This is a genomic window from Nonomuraea sp. NPDC049695 (assembly GCF_040674955.1).
Taxonomy (GTDB): Bacteria; Actinomycetota; Actinomycetes; order Streptosporangiales; family Streptosporangiaceae; genus Nonomuraea; species Nonomuraea helvata.
The window spans coordinates 300,645-315,326 of record NZ_JBFANV010000001.1; the positions used below are offsets into that span (position 1 = coordinate 300,645).

Annotated in this window: 12 protein-coding genes; 6 read left to right on the forward strand and 6 right to left on the reverse strand. The window is 71.8% G+C overall.

All coding sequences use genetic code 11. The features are described 5' to 3' along the window. Positions 1-3: 3 nt before the first annotated feature. The 5 genes from AB0J64_RS01355 (at position 4) to AB0J64_RS01375 (ending at position 5,371) form a co-directional block, all read left to right on the forward strand. The gene (locus tag AB0J64_RS01355) at positions 4-588 is read left to right on the forward strand and encodes a DUF3000 domain-containing protein (RefSeq protein WP_364018766.1); all 585 of its coding nucleotides are present in this window, start codon (positions 4-6) and stop codon (positions 586-588) included. A 58-nt stretch (positions 589-646) separates the two neighbouring features. Continuing rightward, a complete protein-coding gene (locus AB0J64_RS01360) occupies positions 647-1,876 on the forward strand; it encodes a ribonuclease D (RefSeq protein WP_364018768.1) in 1,230 nt (409 codons plus the stop codon). Between the two features lie 350 nt (positions 1,877-2,226). Then, on the forward strand, positions 2,227-3,372 hold the full coding sequence (locus AB0J64_RS01365; RefSeq protein WP_364018770.1) for a Gfo/Idh/MocA family oxidoreductase: 1,146 nt from the start codon (positions 2,227-2,229) through the stop codon (positions 3,370-3,372). 35 nt (positions 3,373-3,407) lie between these two features. Next, positions 3,408-4,505 (forward strand): dihydrodipicolinate synthase family protein, encoded by a 1,098-nt coding sequence (locus AB0J64_RS01370; protein WP_364019208.1) that lies wholly within the window; start codon positions 3,408-3,410, stop codon positions 4,503-4,505. Further along, positions 4,502-5,371 (forward strand): sugar phosphate isomerase/epimerase, encoded by an 870-nt coding sequence (locus tag AB0J64_RS01375; protein ID WP_364018771.1) that lies wholly within the window; start codon positions 4,502-4,504, stop codon positions 5,369-5,371. The genes AB0J64_RS01370 and AB0J64_RS01375 overlap by 4 nt, the downstream gene beginning before the upstream one ends. 45 nt (positions 5,372-5,416) lie before the next feature. Here the strand turns inward: AB0J64_RS01375 and AB0J64_RS01380 are convergent, their stop codons facing one another. The 6 genes from AB0J64_RS01380 to AB0J64_RS01405 all read right to left on the reverse strand — a co-directional run bounded on the left by AB0J64_RS01380 (position 5,417) and on the right by AB0J64_RS01405 (position 13,710). Beyond that, entirely contained in the window at positions 5,417-7,987 is a 2,571-nt protein-coding gene (locus tag AB0J64_RS01380) for a PEP/pyruvate-binding domain-containing protein (protein ID WP_364018773.1), read from the reverse strand. Positions 7,988-8,047: 60 nt separating this feature from the next. After that, positions 8,048-8,974 (reverse strand): alkaline phosphatase family protein, encoded by a 927-nt coding sequence (locus AB0J64_RS01385; protein WP_364018775.1) that lies wholly within the window; start codon positions 8,972-8,974, stop codon positions 8,048-8,050. A 26-nt stretch (positions 8,975-9,000) separates the two neighbouring features. Further along, the gene (locus AB0J64_RS01390) at positions 9,001-9,774 is read right to left on the reverse strand and encodes a sugar phosphate isomerase/epimerase family protein (protein ID WP_364018777.1); all 774 of its coding nucleotides are present in this window, start codon (positions 9,772-9,774) and stop codon (positions 9,001-9,003) included. Continuing rightward, on the reverse strand, positions 9,771-10,763 hold the full coding sequence (locus AB0J64_RS01395; protein ID WP_364018779.1) for a LacI family DNA-binding transcriptional regulator: 993 nt from the start codon (positions 10,761-10,763) through the stop codon (positions 9,771-9,773). The genes AB0J64_RS01390 and AB0J64_RS01395 overlap by 4 nt, the downstream gene beginning before the upstream one ends. Positions 10,764-10,843: 80 nt before the next feature. Beyond that, positions 10,844-11,983 (reverse strand): hypothetical protein, encoded by a 1,140-nt coding sequence (locus AB0J64_RS01400; protein ID WP_364018781.1) that lies wholly within the window; start codon positions 11,981-11,983, stop codon positions 10,844-10,846. A gap of 305 nt (positions 11,984-12,288) precedes the next feature. Continuing rightward, entirely contained in the window at positions 12,289-13,710 is a 1,422-nt protein-coding gene (locus tag AB0J64_RS01405) for an LCP family protein (RefSeq protein ID WP_364018783.1), read from the reverse strand. Positions 13,711-13,942: 232 nt separating this feature from the next. Here AB0J64_RS01405 and AB0J64_RS01410 point away from each other — a divergent pair, with 232 nt between their 5' ends. After that, entirely contained in the window at positions 13,943-14,671 is a 729-nt protein-coding gene (locus tag AB0J64_RS01410) for a hypothetical protein (RefSeq protein WP_364018785.1), read from the forward strand. The last annotated feature ends 11 nt before the right edge of the window (positions 14,672-14,682 follow it).

Here is a 14,682-nt window from a genome sequence, read left to right on the forward strand (position 1 = left end):
GCTATGACACTCGGTGACCAGCCTCCTCCTCCAGCGGTGTTCACGCGCGCCGCGGAGAGCATGCGGCAGGCCGAGGTCAGGCCGGAGATCGAGCTCGAAGACCTCCCCGCGCCACAGCGGCTGGCCCCCTACTCGGCCGCCATCGGCGCGTCCGTCTACCGCGACGACGACGAGCTCGCGGTCGGCCGGCTGATCCTGCTCTACGACCCTGACGGCCAGCGCGGGTGGGAGGGCCCGTTCCGGCTGGTGGCCTACGTCAGGGCCGACATGGAGCCGGAGATCACCTCCGATCCACTGCTCGGACCGGTCGCCTGGAGCTGGCTGACCGAGGCTCTGGACGCCCACCAAGCCGACTACTCCGCCGCTGGCGGTACCGTGACAAGAGCCGTGTCCGAGGGGTTCGGCAACAAAGCCGAAGACCCGGTCACGACCGAGCTCGAGTTGCGGGCGTCCTGGTCACCCGCGCAGGAGGATCTCTCCGGCCACGTCGCCGCCTGGTGCGACCTCATGTGCCTGGCGGCAGGGATCCCGCCGCTCCCGCCCGACGTGGCCGCCCTTCCCCGCCGCCGCGATGATTCCGGAGAGTGACCGTACGAAGTGAGGGCACCAGTAAAGACAGCACCAGCGTCATGAGGTCGGTGAGCTCATGACAGAAGAACGCACCGTCGAACCGCTGCTCGAGCCGCGCGAGGGCATACCACCGGTCATCGCGGACGCCGCCGGGCTGGCTGAAATCGTTTCGCGATTCGCGGCGGGCACCGGTCCCGTCGCTGTGGACGCCGAGCGCGCCTCGGGCTACCGCTACGGCAACCGCGCCTACCTCGTGCAGCTGCGCCGGGCCGGGGCGGGCACCGCGTTGATCGACCCGATCGGCTGTCCCGACCTGTCCGACCTCGACGCGGCCGTGGCCGACGCCGAGGTCGTCCTGCACGCCGCCTCCCAGGACCTGCCATGCCTCTTGGAGGTGGGGTTCAGGCCGCGGGCGATGTTCGACACCGAGCTGGCGGGGCGGCTGCTCGGCTACGAACGGGTGGGCCTCGGCACGATGGTCGAGACCGTGCTCGGGCTGCGGCTGGAGAAGGGCCACTCGGCCGCCGACTGGTCCACCAGGCCGCTGCCAGAAGACTGGCTGCGGTACGCGGCGCTCGACGTGGAGGTGCTGGTCGAGCTGCGGGACGCGCTCCATCAGGAGCTTGCGGAGAGCGGGAAGCTGGAGTGGGCGCGCGAGGAGTTCGCCGCCGTGCTCAACACGCCGCCGCCCGTCCCCCGGTCCGATCCCTGGCGCCGTACCTCGGGCATCCACAAGGTGCGCAATGTGCGGGCGCTGGCGATCGTGCGGGAGCTGTGGACCATGCGCGACAGGATCGCCCGGGAGGCCGACCTGGCGCCCGGACGGGTGCTGCCCGATGCGGCCATCGTGACGGCCGCGCTGGAGGGACCCCGTACCAAGAAGGCCTTGACCGAAATATCGGCATTCACCGGGCGCAGCGCGCGCCGGCACATGAGCGACTGGCTCGCCGCGGTGACCCGCGCCCGCCAACTGCCCGACGGCCAGCTCCCCACGCCGAGCACCCCCGGCGACGGGCCGCCACCGCCCAACCGCTGGGCCGACCGCGACCCGGCCGCCGCCAAACGCCTGGCGGCCGCCCGCGCGGTGGTGGCGGGGCTGGCCGAGCAGCACCACATGCCCACGGAGAACCTGCTGCAGCCGGACGCCGTACGACGGCTCACGTGGGAGCCGCCTGCGGAGATCACCGAGGAGACCGTCACCGCCCGGCTGCGCGAGCTCGGCGCCCGGGAGTGGCAGCTCTCCCTGACGGCCCACCCGATCACCAAGGCCCTGGCCCGCCTGGAAACCCGCGGCGGCGACCAGTAACCTCGGGCCGCTGCCCGGCCCGGCGTCACCCGTGTGGTGCCGCCGGGCCGGGCACAGCGCGCCACCGCGCACGTCCCTGGCCGAGCACGCCCGTGTGCGGACCAGCGGGCTGGGCACCGCGCGCCACCGCACGCGCCTCTGGCCGACCATGCCGTTGCGCGGAACACGGGTGGTCGTCGGGCAGCGACGCACAACGTCCCACCGACGCGGCGTGCCGGAAGGGCCCAGCCGTGGGTGGCTCGGGTGCACGGTTTCCAGGGGTCGAGGGCGGGGCTACTTGACGTGGTCGGCGGGGCGGCCGTACGGTTCGGGAAAGCGCTTTCCCCACGTGTGTCCTGAAGGGATCCTCAATGAGCGTGCGCACCATCGGCGTCGTGATGAACGGCGTCACCGGACGGATGGGCTACCGCCAGCACCTGGTCCGTTCCGTCCTGGCCATCAACGAGCAGGGCGGCGTCACGCTCTCGGACGGCAGCAGGGTGAAGCTCAAGCCCGTACTTGTCGGAAGAAATGCCGACAAATTGGCAGATATCGCTGAGAAGCATGGAATTTCGGATTTCACCACAGAGCTGGACTCCGCCCTGGCCGACGACGACAACCTGATCTACTTCGACGCCCAGGTCACCAGTGCCCGCGTCAAGGCCGTGCTGAAGGCCATCGAGGCAGGCAAGCACATCTACGCCGAGAAGCCCACGGCCGAGTCGACCCAGGAGGCCATGGCGCTGGCCGAGGCGGCCACGGCCAAGGGTGTGAAGAACGGCGTCGTGCAGGACAAGCTGTTCCTGCCGGGCCTGCTCAAGCTCAAGCGGCTGATCGACGGCGGCTTCTTCGGCCGGATCCTGTCGGTGCGCGGTGAGTTCGGCTACTGGGTGTTCGAGGGCGACTGGCAGGAGGCGCAGCGCCCGTCGTGGAACTACCGGGCCGAGGACGGCGGCGGCATCGTGCTCGACATGTTCCCGCACTGGCACTACGTGATGGAGAACCTGTTCGGCCGCGTCCAGTCCGTCTACGCCCGCGCCGTGACGCACGTCCCCTCACGTGTGGACGAGCAGGGCAACACGTACCAGGCGACCGCGGACGACGCCGCGTACGGGATCTTCGAGCTCGAAGGCGGCATCGTCGCGCAGATCAACTCGTCCTGGACGGTTCGCGTGAACCGCGACGAGCTGGTCGAGTTCCAGGTGGACGGCACGCACGGCAGCGCGGTCGCCGGGCTGCGCAACTGCCGGGTGCAGCACCGCTCCACCACCCCCAAGCCCGTGTGGAACCCCGACCTGCCCGCCACCGCCCGCTTCCGGGACGGGTGGCAGGAGGTGCCCGACAACGCCGAGTTCGACAACGGGTTCAAGGTGCAGTGGGAGGCGTTCGTCCGGCACGTGGTGGAGGACGCGCCCTTCCCCAACGACTTCGCCTCGGGCGCCCGCGGCGTGCAGCTCGCCGAGCTGGGGCTGCGCTCGAACGCCGAGGGCCGCAGGATCGAGGTTCCGCAGCTGTGACGACGATCGACCTGCCGGGGATCGGCGCCTACGAGCTGCGCGAGCCCGTGACGTGGCCGGTGCCGGACAAGGCGCCCGCCGGCCGCATCGTGTACGCCGCCGCCCACGTGGTGGCCGACCCGCTCGGTGACAACACGCCCGGCTCCCCCGCCGCCGTGGACTGGGACGCCACCCTGCGCTTCCGCCGCCACCTGTGGTCGCACGGCCTGCGCGTCGCGGACGCCATGGACACCGCCCAGCGCAACATGGGCCTGGACTGGGCGGCGACCAGGGAGCTCATCCGGCGCAGCGCCGCCGAGGCCCTTCCGTACGGCGACCCGGCGACGCTGGTCGCGTGCGGCGCGGGCACCGACCACGCGCCCCAGGCCGCCGACCTGAACACGATCACCGCCGCGTACGCCGAGCAGATCGAGACCGTCCAGTCGGCCGGCGCCGGTGTGATCGTGATGGCCTCCCGCCAGCTCGCCAGGGTGGCGACGGGCCCGGAGGACTACCACCAGGTGTACGGCAAGCTGTTCGGCCTGGCCGACCGGCCCGTGATCCTGCACTGGCTGGGCGAGATGTTCGATCCGCAGCTGGCCGGCTACTGGGGTTCGCGGGACGTGGCGACGGCGACGGAGTCGTTCCTGGAGCTGATCCACGCCCACGCCGCGCTGGTGGACGGCGTGAAGGTGTCGCTGCTGGACGAGGAGCACGAGGTACGGCTGCGCGCCGCCCTCCCCGAGGGCGTGAAGCTGTACACGGGCGACGACTTCAACTATCCGTCGCTGATCAAGTCGGGCTCGCACGCGCTGCTGGGCATCTTCGACGCCATCGCCCCGGCCGCGGCGGCGGCCCTGCACGCGCTCGACGCCGGCGACCTGGACCGCTACGACGAGATCTTCGCCCCGACCGTCCCGCTGTCGCGGAAGATCTTCGAGGCGCCGACGTACAACTACAAGACCGGCATCGTCTTCCTGGCCTGGCTGAACGGTCACCAGGACGCGTTCGCCATGGTGAACGGCGCCCAGTCGGCGCGCTCGCTGCTCCATCTGTCGGAGGTGTTCCGCCTCGCCGACCAGGCCGGGCTGCTGGCCGACCAGGAGCTGGCCGTACGCAGGATGAAGGCGCTGCTGGCGGTGAACGGGCTGTGAGTCTCTCGCTGAACCAGTGGACGACGAGGCGCTGGTCCGTGGCCGAGGCCGTGGACGGGTGCGTACGGCACGGCCTGGAGGCGGTCGGGCTGTGGCGGGAGAAGGTCGCCGAGCAGGGTCTCGCGGAGAGCGTGAAGCTGGTGCGCGAGGCCGGGCTGCGGGTGTCGTCCCTGTGCCGGGGCGGCTTCCTCACGGCCGGCGGGCTGCCGGGCGAGGAGGGACGCCGTGCGTTCGCCCAGGCGCTGGACGAGAACCGGCGGGCCGTCGACGAGGCGGCCGAGCTGTCGGCGGCGTGCCTGGTGATGGTGGTCGGCGGCCTGCCCGGCGTGAAACCGGGCGAGCCCCTGCCCGCGAGCGGTTTCTCGCGTGACGTGGCCGGGGCGCGCGAGCGGGTGGCGGAGGCGCTGGCCGAGCTGGCGCCCTACGCCGGGGAGCGCGGGGTCAAGCTGGCCCTGGAGCCGCTGCACCCGATCTACTGCCCCGACCGGGCGGTCCTGTCCACCCTGGGCCAGGCGCTCGATCTGAGCCTGGCCTACCCGGAGGAGCAGGTCGGCGTGGTGGTCGACACGTTCCACGTGTGGTGGGACCCGCGGGTGTTCGAGGACATCGCGCGGGCCGGCCGCCGCATCGCCTCCTACCAGGTGTGCGACTACCTGCACCCGCTGCCGCAGGACATCCTGCTCGGGCGGGGCATGATGGGCGACGGCGTGATCGACTTCCGGCCGATCACGCGGGCGGTCCTCGAGGCGGGCTACGCCGGTGACGTCGAGGTGGAGATCTTCAACGCCGACATCTGGGCCGCCGACCCCGACGAGGTGGTGGCCACGATGAAGGCACGGTACGAGGACGTCGTGCTCGTGCCGTGACCCCTTGAGAGCGGCGGCACGAGCGAGTCGTGCCGCCGCTCGTGGTCACAGCGGCGTCACGGTGCCCGCCGCGCCGTTCACCTCGATCTCCTGGCCCGTGGTGATGCGGTGGGTGGCGTCGGGGACGCCGACGACGGCCGGGATGCCGTACTCCCTGGCCACCACCGCGCCGTGCGACATGGCTCCGCCCATCTCCATCACCAGGCCGCCCGCCGTCAGGAACAGCGGCGTCCAGCCGGGGTCCGTCGAGGGGCAGACCAGGATCTCGCCCGGCTCCAGGTGGGCGCCGATGGGGTCGAGCACCACCCTGGCCACGCCCGTGACGGTGCCCGCCGAGGCGGCCGTGCCTGTCAGCGCGCCGTCCGTGGCCGCGGACGCGAGCGCCTCGGGCTCGGTGCCGTCGGACAGCAGCATCCTGGGCACGTGCCTACGGCGCGACTCCTGCTCGTACGCCGCCCGCCGCTCCTCCACGACCGCGCGCAGGTCGCCTCCGCCGAGGGCGGACCTGGCCTCCCGCAGGCTCAGGAAGAACACGTCGCGCGCCGAGTCCAGGACGCCGAGCTCCACCAGGCGCTCCCCGACCACCAGCATGCTCCGCCGCAGCCCGGCTAGGGTCTTGACCAGGTAGAACTTGGGCAGCTCGCGCAGCCCGGCGAACTCCCGCGTACGCCGCAGTCCGAAGCGCACCATCGAGGCGCGCCACCGGCTCTTGCGCCCGGCCGCGGACACCACGTGGGCGATGGCCGAGCGCGCCTGCTCGGCGCCCTTGGCGAACAGCGCGGAGGGTGCGAGGTCGGCGCCGCCGTCCATCCGCAGGTAGTTGGCCAGCACGCCGAGGATGTGCGCGGGCTCCTCGGACCAGCGCGGCACGCCCATGTCGATCTCCGCGACCCCCCGGTGGCCGTACCTGTCCAGGAACGCGGCGATCTCCCGCTGGGCGACCGGCGGGAGCCCTCCGGTCTGGTAGAGGCGGACCAGTTCGGCCACCGGCCGCTCCCTGAACGGCTCCGGCTCGATGCGGGTGGCCAGGTCCCACAGCTCCAGGTCCATCTCCGTGGTCGGGTTGTGGGGGACGCTGCGCAGGATGTCCTGCATGTCGTTGAGCGGCACGCCGGAGAGCTTGGAGGCCAGGGCGAACAGGCCGTAACCGGTGATCACGATCGGCATGATCGAGAGGATGACCGGGAAGGTGCCGGCGAGCAGGCGCTCGGCGTGGTCCAGGCGCTGCTCGGGGGTGGCGGACGCGGGCGGCACGAGGCGCCGGTCCAGCTCTGTGCCGAGGCGGGCGGTGTACTCGAGGGCTTTGCGAGGGCTGGTCAGCGCGAGCAGGACCCGGGAGGGGGCGTGGATGCCGCGCGCGAACCTGCCTACGGCGCGCAGGACCGGGCGGGGCGAGGTGTACGCCGGCGAGAGCCGCGGATCCTGCATGAGCTGCTCGAGGAGGGGGACCGCGCGGGCCTCGCCCAGCGTGAGCAGGCGCGGCAGCAGGGCGCGGCCGAAGCGGCTGCGGACGGCCGTGGTCAGGTCGAGCCACATGCGCCCGCCCGACACGGCGACGAACGACGCGCCGTCGAGCCGGTCGGCGGGTCCGTAGCCGAACACCTTCGCCGCTCCCGCGCTGAGCAGCCGGAACGCCGAGACCCCCATCGGAGTGATGGGCCCCATGACGCCCTGGACGACGTTGACCGAGAAGTACACCCGCAGGCCTGGTCTGGTCTGCTCAGGCAGCGGATAGAGCGTGGTGATCGGCCTGGCCTGGGTGAGCCAGAGCTTGCCGTGCTCGTCGATGGCCCACTCGGTGTCCTGAGGGGTGCCGTAGTGGTCCTCGACGCGGGCGCCCAGGTCGGCCAGCGCGCGCACCTGGTCGTCGGTCAGGCAGAGCCCCTCGTGAGGGGTCTCGACGCGTTCGGTGCCGCCGCCGGGGAGCGAGCGGATGGTCAGGCGCTTGTCGCCGGCGTGGCGTTCGAGGATCTCGCCGCCGTACACGACGAAGCGGTCGGGGTTCACGGCGCCGGAGACGACGGCCTCGCCGAGCCCGGGGTTCGCGTCGATGACGGCCTGGCGCCGCCGCCCCGTCACCGGGTCGGCGGTGAACATCACGCCCGCCACCTGGGAGTCCACCATCGTCTGGACGACCACCGCGAGCCGCACCGTGGCGTGGTCGATGCCGTTGGACTCCCGGTAGGCGACCGCGCGGTCGGTCCAGAGCGAGGCCCAGCAGCGGCGTACGGCGTCCACCACCGCCGCGGCGCCGACCACGTTGAGGAAGGTGTCCTGCTGCCCGGCGAAGCTGGCGAACGGCAGGTCCTCGGCCGTGGCCGACGAGCGGACCGCGACGGGCACGTCGTCGCCCAGCTCGGCGTAGGACTTCACGATCGCCTCGTGGACGGCCGGCGGCACCGGCGCCTCCAGCAGGTGCCGCCTGGCCCGCTCGGCGAGGTCGTCGCCGCTGGTCTCGAGGCCCTGCGCCACCTGCCGGTACGCCTCCGTGGTCAGCACCCACCCTGGCGGGACGGGCAGGCCGGCCCTGGTCAGCTCACCCAGGTTCGCGGCCTTGCCGCCCACCTCGGCCAGCATCCCCGCGTCGATCTCGGCGAAGTCCAGTGCCGTGTTCATCGGGTGCTCCTCTGCCCTTCAGCGTCCTGTCACCCAGTCTCACGCTTTCCCGGCAGAAATTCAACAGTTGATGAAAAGATCCGTTCCGTCCAGATCCCACGCGGGATCGGCTGCTATGCCCAGCACGCCCAGCGCCGTCGGCCCCACGTCCACCAGCCGGGGCTCGGCGAGCGAGCGGCCGCCCAGGTCCTCCCCCAACCGGTTCGCGATCACGAACACCGTGCGCTCCTCGTCCGACGTCCCCCCGTGCCCGCCCTCGTCCACGTGCCCGTGGTCGGTCGTGACCAGCACCGTCCACCGCTCGCCCGGGTACGTGGACCGGCCGCGGACGGCGTCGAGCAGGCGGCCCAGGTAGGCGTCCTGGGTCTGGAGCGCGGCGAAGTACTCCTCGCAATGGGGGCCGAGGTCGTGGGCCACCTCGTCGGTGTCGCCCAGGTACACGAAGACGGCGTCGGCGTCGGCGGCGGCCAGGTGCCGCTCGGCGGCCTCGGCGACCTGCTCGTCGGCGGCGGCCCAGATGCCCATGCCGTACCCGTCGACCACGAACCGGTGGTCGATCGCCCGGCTGAAGGCGCCGTGCTCGTCGAGCGCCGTCCAGGAGAAGAACGCGGCGGTGGTCAGCTCCGGTCGGGCATTCTTCGCGCGAGTCAGGAAGTCCGGAAATTTCGTGAAATTGGGGTTGGTGAAGCCGTTGTCCACCACGCCGTGCTTGTCCGGCCAAACCCCGGTGGCGATCGACGACCAGCCGGGGCCCGAGTCGGTACGCGACGCGATGATCCGCCCGCCCGGCTCCGGGCTCTTGGGCACGACCTCGCCGGGCGACTCCGTACGCGGCGTTCCCGCCTCACCGTAGGGGAGCTTGCTGGTGCCGTACGCGCCGGAGGACATCAGCCCGTCCAGCACGGGCGCGCCCAGGGCCCGCAGCCGGTCGAACCGCAGGCCGTCCATGCCGACGACGAGCACCTTGTTCCGCTTAGAAAGGGACATCCCCCTATCTAAGCGGCGAAAGCCTTCTAAAAGGCGAAACGCCGCACCCAGTCAGCCGCGCCCGGCAGGATCTCCTCTACCGGTGCGACCTGCGGATACCACGTGCGCTCCCACTCCAGGGAGACCCACCCGTCGTAACCGGCCGCGCGCAGCAGCTCGCCCGACTCGTCCAGCGGCACCGACCCCGTCCACATGGGCACCGGCGTGGTGTCCTCGGCCGAGACGGCGTCCTTCACCTGGACGTAGGAGAGGTACGGGCCCAGCGCGGCCAGCGTGTCGGCCGGGGACTCGCCGTGGCGCCACGGGTGCAGCAGGTCCCAGATCGCGCCGGTGGTCTCGGGGCAGCCCGCCTCGGCCAGCAGCCCGGCCACCGCCGCGCCGGTGGCCATGCGGTCGTGCGTCTCGACGAGGACACGCGTGCCGAGCGCGGAGGCCGTACCGGAGACGGCTTTGAGCCTGCGGGCGCCGACGGCCGGGTCGTCGCCGCGCGGGAACACCCGCACGCCGGGCGCACCCAGGTCGGCGGCGAGCTGAAGGTCGGCGATCAGCGCCTCGACGACCGGTTCGTCCTCCCCCGGCTCACAAATGCCGACATATCCGGCGAGCGCCGAAATTTCGAGACCTGCCTGCTCCACCCGCTCCCGCACCGAGCGACGCCCGGCGGCGTCGAGACCGCCGTGCACCCCGGTGTCCGGGTGCAGGCGCAGCTCGAGGCCCTGGCAGCCGCCTCCGGTCGCGACCTCGATCGCCCGGTCGAGTCCCTCGCCGGGCATCCCCAGCGTGCTGACCGCCAGCTTCACGCCAGCCTCCGTACACTCTCCCGCAGCACGACCTCGCCGGCCACCTGCTCGACCACGACGGCCTCCTCCTCGCCCAGCGCCAGCTCCAGCGCCCGCGCCCCCATGTCCTTCAACGGCAGCCGCACGGTCGTCAGCGCGGGCACGTGATCCCGCAGCGTGACGATGTCGTCGAACCCGGCCACCGAGACGTCCTCGGGCACCCTGACCCCGCGCTCCCTGTAGGCCGCCAGCGCCCCGACCGCCATCACGTCGTTGACCGCGAACACGCAGGTCGCCTCCCCGACCTGCTGGGCCGCGGCGTAGCCGCCGTCACGGTCGAACGGCCCGTTGATCACCTGCGGCGCGGGCAGCTCCAGCTCCTCCAGCGCCTCGGTGAATCCGGCGCACCGGTCGGCCGCCGTGACGAGGTGCGGCGGCCCGGCCAGCACCGCGAACCGCGTGTGCCCGAGCCCGGCCAGCGCGCGGGCGAGCTCGGCCGCGCCCTGCCTGTTGGCGGGCGCGACCGTGTCGACGCCGAGGAGGTCCTGGCCCACGCAGGCGGCACGGCCGCCGCCCGCCTGGTATCGGGCCAGTTCGTCGCGGAGCCGCCCCGTGACGGCCGGGTCGGCGACGCGCGAGCCGACCAGCAGCACCGCCCGCACGCGCTGGGCGTGCAGCGTGGCGACGTAGGCGATCTCCTGCTCGGGGTCGCGATGCGTGGTGCCCACCATGACCAGCAGGCCCTCGGTGGTGGCCGCCCGCATCGCCCCGTCGGCCAGGGCCGCGAAGTAGGGGTCGGTCAAGTCGTGCACGACGATGCCGATGACGTTGCTCGCCCCGCGGGCCAGCGTCTGGGCGGCGATGTTGGCGCGATAGCCCAGTTCGTCGGCGGCCTGCTCGACGCGCGCCCGCAGGGCCGCGCCCACCTGGCGGGTGCTGCCGTTCAGCACCCGCGAGGCGGTCGCGAGCGAGACGCCCGCCTGCCTGGCGACGTCTTCAAGCGTGACCACGAGACCTCCCCGGAAAGCGGTTTCCAAGTCTGCCAGACCAGGACCTGGATCCGCATCCCCCGGTGAGCACCCTACGGTGCTCAGGCCCAGGGGAACAGGATGTCGAGGATGCCTTTGCTCTCCTTCGTGGGCGTGGGCGCGGGCGCCTGGGTCTGGGGCGCCTGGGTGGCGGGAGGAGCCTCGGTGTTCTTGGACTCCGGAGCCTTGGTCTCCGGCGCCTTGGTGTCCACCGTGTTGTCACCGGGGTTGGCGACGTTGTTGTCGCCGTCGTCCGGCGTCTGGTTCTGCGGGGCACGGGTGGGCCTGGTGCTCGCCCGCTGCGTGGGCTGTCCGGCGCGCGAGTTCGTCGGACGGGCCGAGGGCTCGCGCGTGTGCCGCGCCCGCTGCGTCGGCGGGGTGGACGGCCGCGCGGACTGGGTGTCGGTCGGCTCAGGGCTGTCCGAATCGGTGGGCTCGGCGGTGTCCTCCTCCTCCGCGGCCGTGTCCTCGGGGGCCGCGGTCTCCGACGGAGAGGTCACCTCGCCCGCGCTGGCGCACTGGCCGGCCTTGCAGGGGTCGTCGGAGGAGTTGCCGGTGAGCAGGAAGCCCGCGCCCACTCCGACCAGCACCACCGCGGCGGCCGCCACCAGCAGCTTCCTGGTACGGCGGCGCACCTCGCCCTCACCGTCGCCGGAACGGCCACGGCCCTCGCCGCCACCGGAACGGCCGCCGCGCGAGCGCCCCTCGTCCGAGTCGTCGGTCCAGCCCGAGCCGAGGAAGCCGCGCTTGGGCTTGTCGTCGTCGCGATCGTCGTCGAAGCCCGGCTCGTAGCTCCGGTCGAGCGGGAGATACGGGTTCTCGTCCTTGTCCTCGACGCCGTGCGAGCCGCTCGGCTCACTCAGCAGGTCGCGGGTGCCGCTCGCGTGCGGGTCTCCGAGCACGTCGTGCGCGGCGCTCGCATGGGGGTCGCCGAGCACGTCGTGCGCGCCACTGGGGCCGCCGAGGTCGTGGGCGCCCAGCACGTCGTGCGCGCCGCTGGGGCCGCCGTACAGGTCGTGCGAGCCGCCGTGCACCTCGTGGGGGCCGCCGAGCACGTCGTGGGGACCGTCGTCGAGCACGTCGCGGCCCTCGATGAGCTGCGGCTCGCTCTTGTCGAGCGGGAGGATGTAGGTCTCGTTGCCGACGACCTGGATGGCGGGCTGCTCGTCGGTGTCCTCGGTGCTCCACCGTGGGGAAAGCACGTCACCCGTCATCTCAGGGTTTAACGACCTCCCCTGCCCATCCTCGTAAGGCCTGTCGTTCTCGTCGCGCGCCACGATGGAACCTCTCTAGTACGAATGCGGACCGCGCCCTTTCCTAGCAGACTAAACCTCACGTTGTCCGGAAATTTCACATGTTTCCCTAAAACCACTCTCTGTAACATTCGTCACTTTGGGCTATGACAGTGCTGCGGCCTGCATCTGAAGGCGCGCAGAAGCCCGGATGAGCGCTACGGATCGGCGCCGGACGAACCGGAAACGTCACCGCCCGGCCCGAGGGCCGGGCGTCACAGGCACGGGTTGGTGTTGGAGTCGACGACCTTGTCCTTGAGCGAGTCAGGGATCGCCGAGACCACGCGCACCCCGGGCCAGTCCTTGCCGATGACGAGCTGGACGATCGGCCCGTCCGGCGCCTTGACGCCCGCCTGGGACTTGTACGGCTGCGTGTTGACCGGCCGGACCTTGCCCGCCACCGGCGTCTTCTTCTCCTTCGACAGCCGCGCCGCCACCGCGTCCGCGTAGCCGGGCCCGTCCGCGGTGTCCTTCTTGGCGTACCGGATGGCGGTGGTGTCGGTCACGGCGGCGTTGCCGACCTCCGTGATCACGAACCCCTGCGCCGCCAGCTGGTCGGCCACCTGGACCGCCTTGCCCCGCTCCCCCGTGCCGTTGAGCACCTGGACGCGCACCTGCTTGTTCTCGATCTTGACGGCGGCGGCCTTGCCGGGTGTGGGGGCCGGGGTGACCTCGACGTCGTTCCGTACGCTCTCGAAGAAGTCACGCGCGGCCGGCTCGCTGAACTGGACGCGGTTCTTGTCCGGCGGATAGGGCTCGGTGGGCACGGTGATGCCCTTGAGCTCCTTGGCCGTCAGGCCTTTGACGCTCTTGGCGATGTCCAGCATCCGGTCCAGCGTCAGCCCGCTGTCCACGGTGACGGCCGCGGTGGCCGCCTCCAGGAACGCGTTCAGTTTCACCGGGTTGGTGAGCAGGCCGCCGTTGGTGACCGCCTCGAGCACCTTGGTGAGGAAGACCTGCTGCCGCTGGATCCTGCTCAGGTCGCTGCCGTCGCCCAGCGCGTAGCGGGTGCGCACGTAGCCCAGCGCCTGCTCGCCGTTCACCACATGCTTGCCCGGGCCGAGCACCAGCTTGGCCTTGGGGTCGTTGACGGCCTTGGGCAGGCAGATCTCGATGCCGCCGATGGCGTCGATGATGCCCTTGAAGCCGGTGAAGTCGACCTTCACGAAGTGGTTGATCTTGATGTTGGTGAGCGACTCGAGCGTTCTGATCGTGCAGTTGATGCCGCCGTCGTTGAAGGCGGAGTTGATCTGGCGCAGACCCCCGGGAAGCGCCGTGCCGGTCCGGCTCCGGCACTCGGGGATCATCACCATGGAGTCGCGCGGGAAGCTGATCATGGTGGCCTTGTCCCGGTTGGGGGAGATGTGCAGCAGCATGATCGTGTCAGTCCGCTCGCCGACCTCCTTCGGGCCGTACTTCTTGTTGTCGCCCGCGCGGGAGTCGGAGCCGACGAGCAGGACGTTGAGCGCGCCGGTGTCCGGCGGGCGGCTCGCTCCGGGCTCGATGGGCTCGCGGATGATCCCGCCGTCGATGTACCGGTAGTACGCGTACCCCCCGAGCGAGACGGCCACCAGCACGAACGTCAGCCCGATGCCGACCCACCCCAGCACGGAGACCCGCCGGCGCCGGCCCGGCACGCGGCTCCGCCGCCGAGATGGAGCATCCCCCGCTCTTTTCGCGCTCTCCCTCACACGCCCCCCTCCGGTGACGCGCAGTGTACTGAGAAAACGTGCCCCCCAAGGGAATGTCGCGCCATCCGGCCGACCACGGCAACCCACTGCGCTGCCACTCTTCCGTGCCAGCGAGGGCTCCATCCAAAGCGCGCGAATGCGAGGCATCGCTACGCGGAGTGAGGTCATCATGACATCCATGCTGTTGACCGAGACGGCGCCCCCTCCAGGCGCTCAGATACTGGCCGAGCTGCGGGCCACGGCCAGGGCCGCCCGCCGCCGGGCCTTCGTCGCCCTGTCCGCCGCCATCGCGCTGCTGACCACCGCCCAGTTGCTGGCCGACCGGGCCCAGACCGACGAGCAGACGCTGCCGCTGGCCGTGCTGTCACTGGCGATCTTCATGACGGCGGTCCCCGTACTCGTGACCACCCAGTACGTGTGGGGCGCCCACGCCCGGCTCGTCCGCCGGAGAGAGCGCGAGCTCTACGCCGTCGTCCCCTCGGCACGCGCGCGGCCGCTCAGCAGACTGGCCGTGGCCTGCGGCTGGGCGGTCACGTTGCTGCTCGGCTGGACGGAGCCGCACTTCTTCCACGAGGCCGCCCTGTACGCCTTCGCCGACTCCCTGCGCTGGGCCGCCGAGGCGCTGGCGGTGGTGAGTATCGCGGCGGGGGTGTTGTTCGTCATCTGGTGGGCACGTGACGCAGTGGGGATGCTGGCGCGTGCCGCGCGGTCGGGCGGATCACCTGGCGATCCATGGGACCCCGGCCACGGCGCGCGCCCGCGAGAGGGCGCGGCGCTCTGGACGGGCGCGGCCGTGGCGGTCGCGGCCCTGGTCGGAGCCCGCGCCCATCTCTGGGAGCCGGGCACGGCCGTCATTTACGTACTGCTGACCGCTGCCCTCGTCTGCGGAGTAGTTACTGGCGAGTAGCATAGGCACGG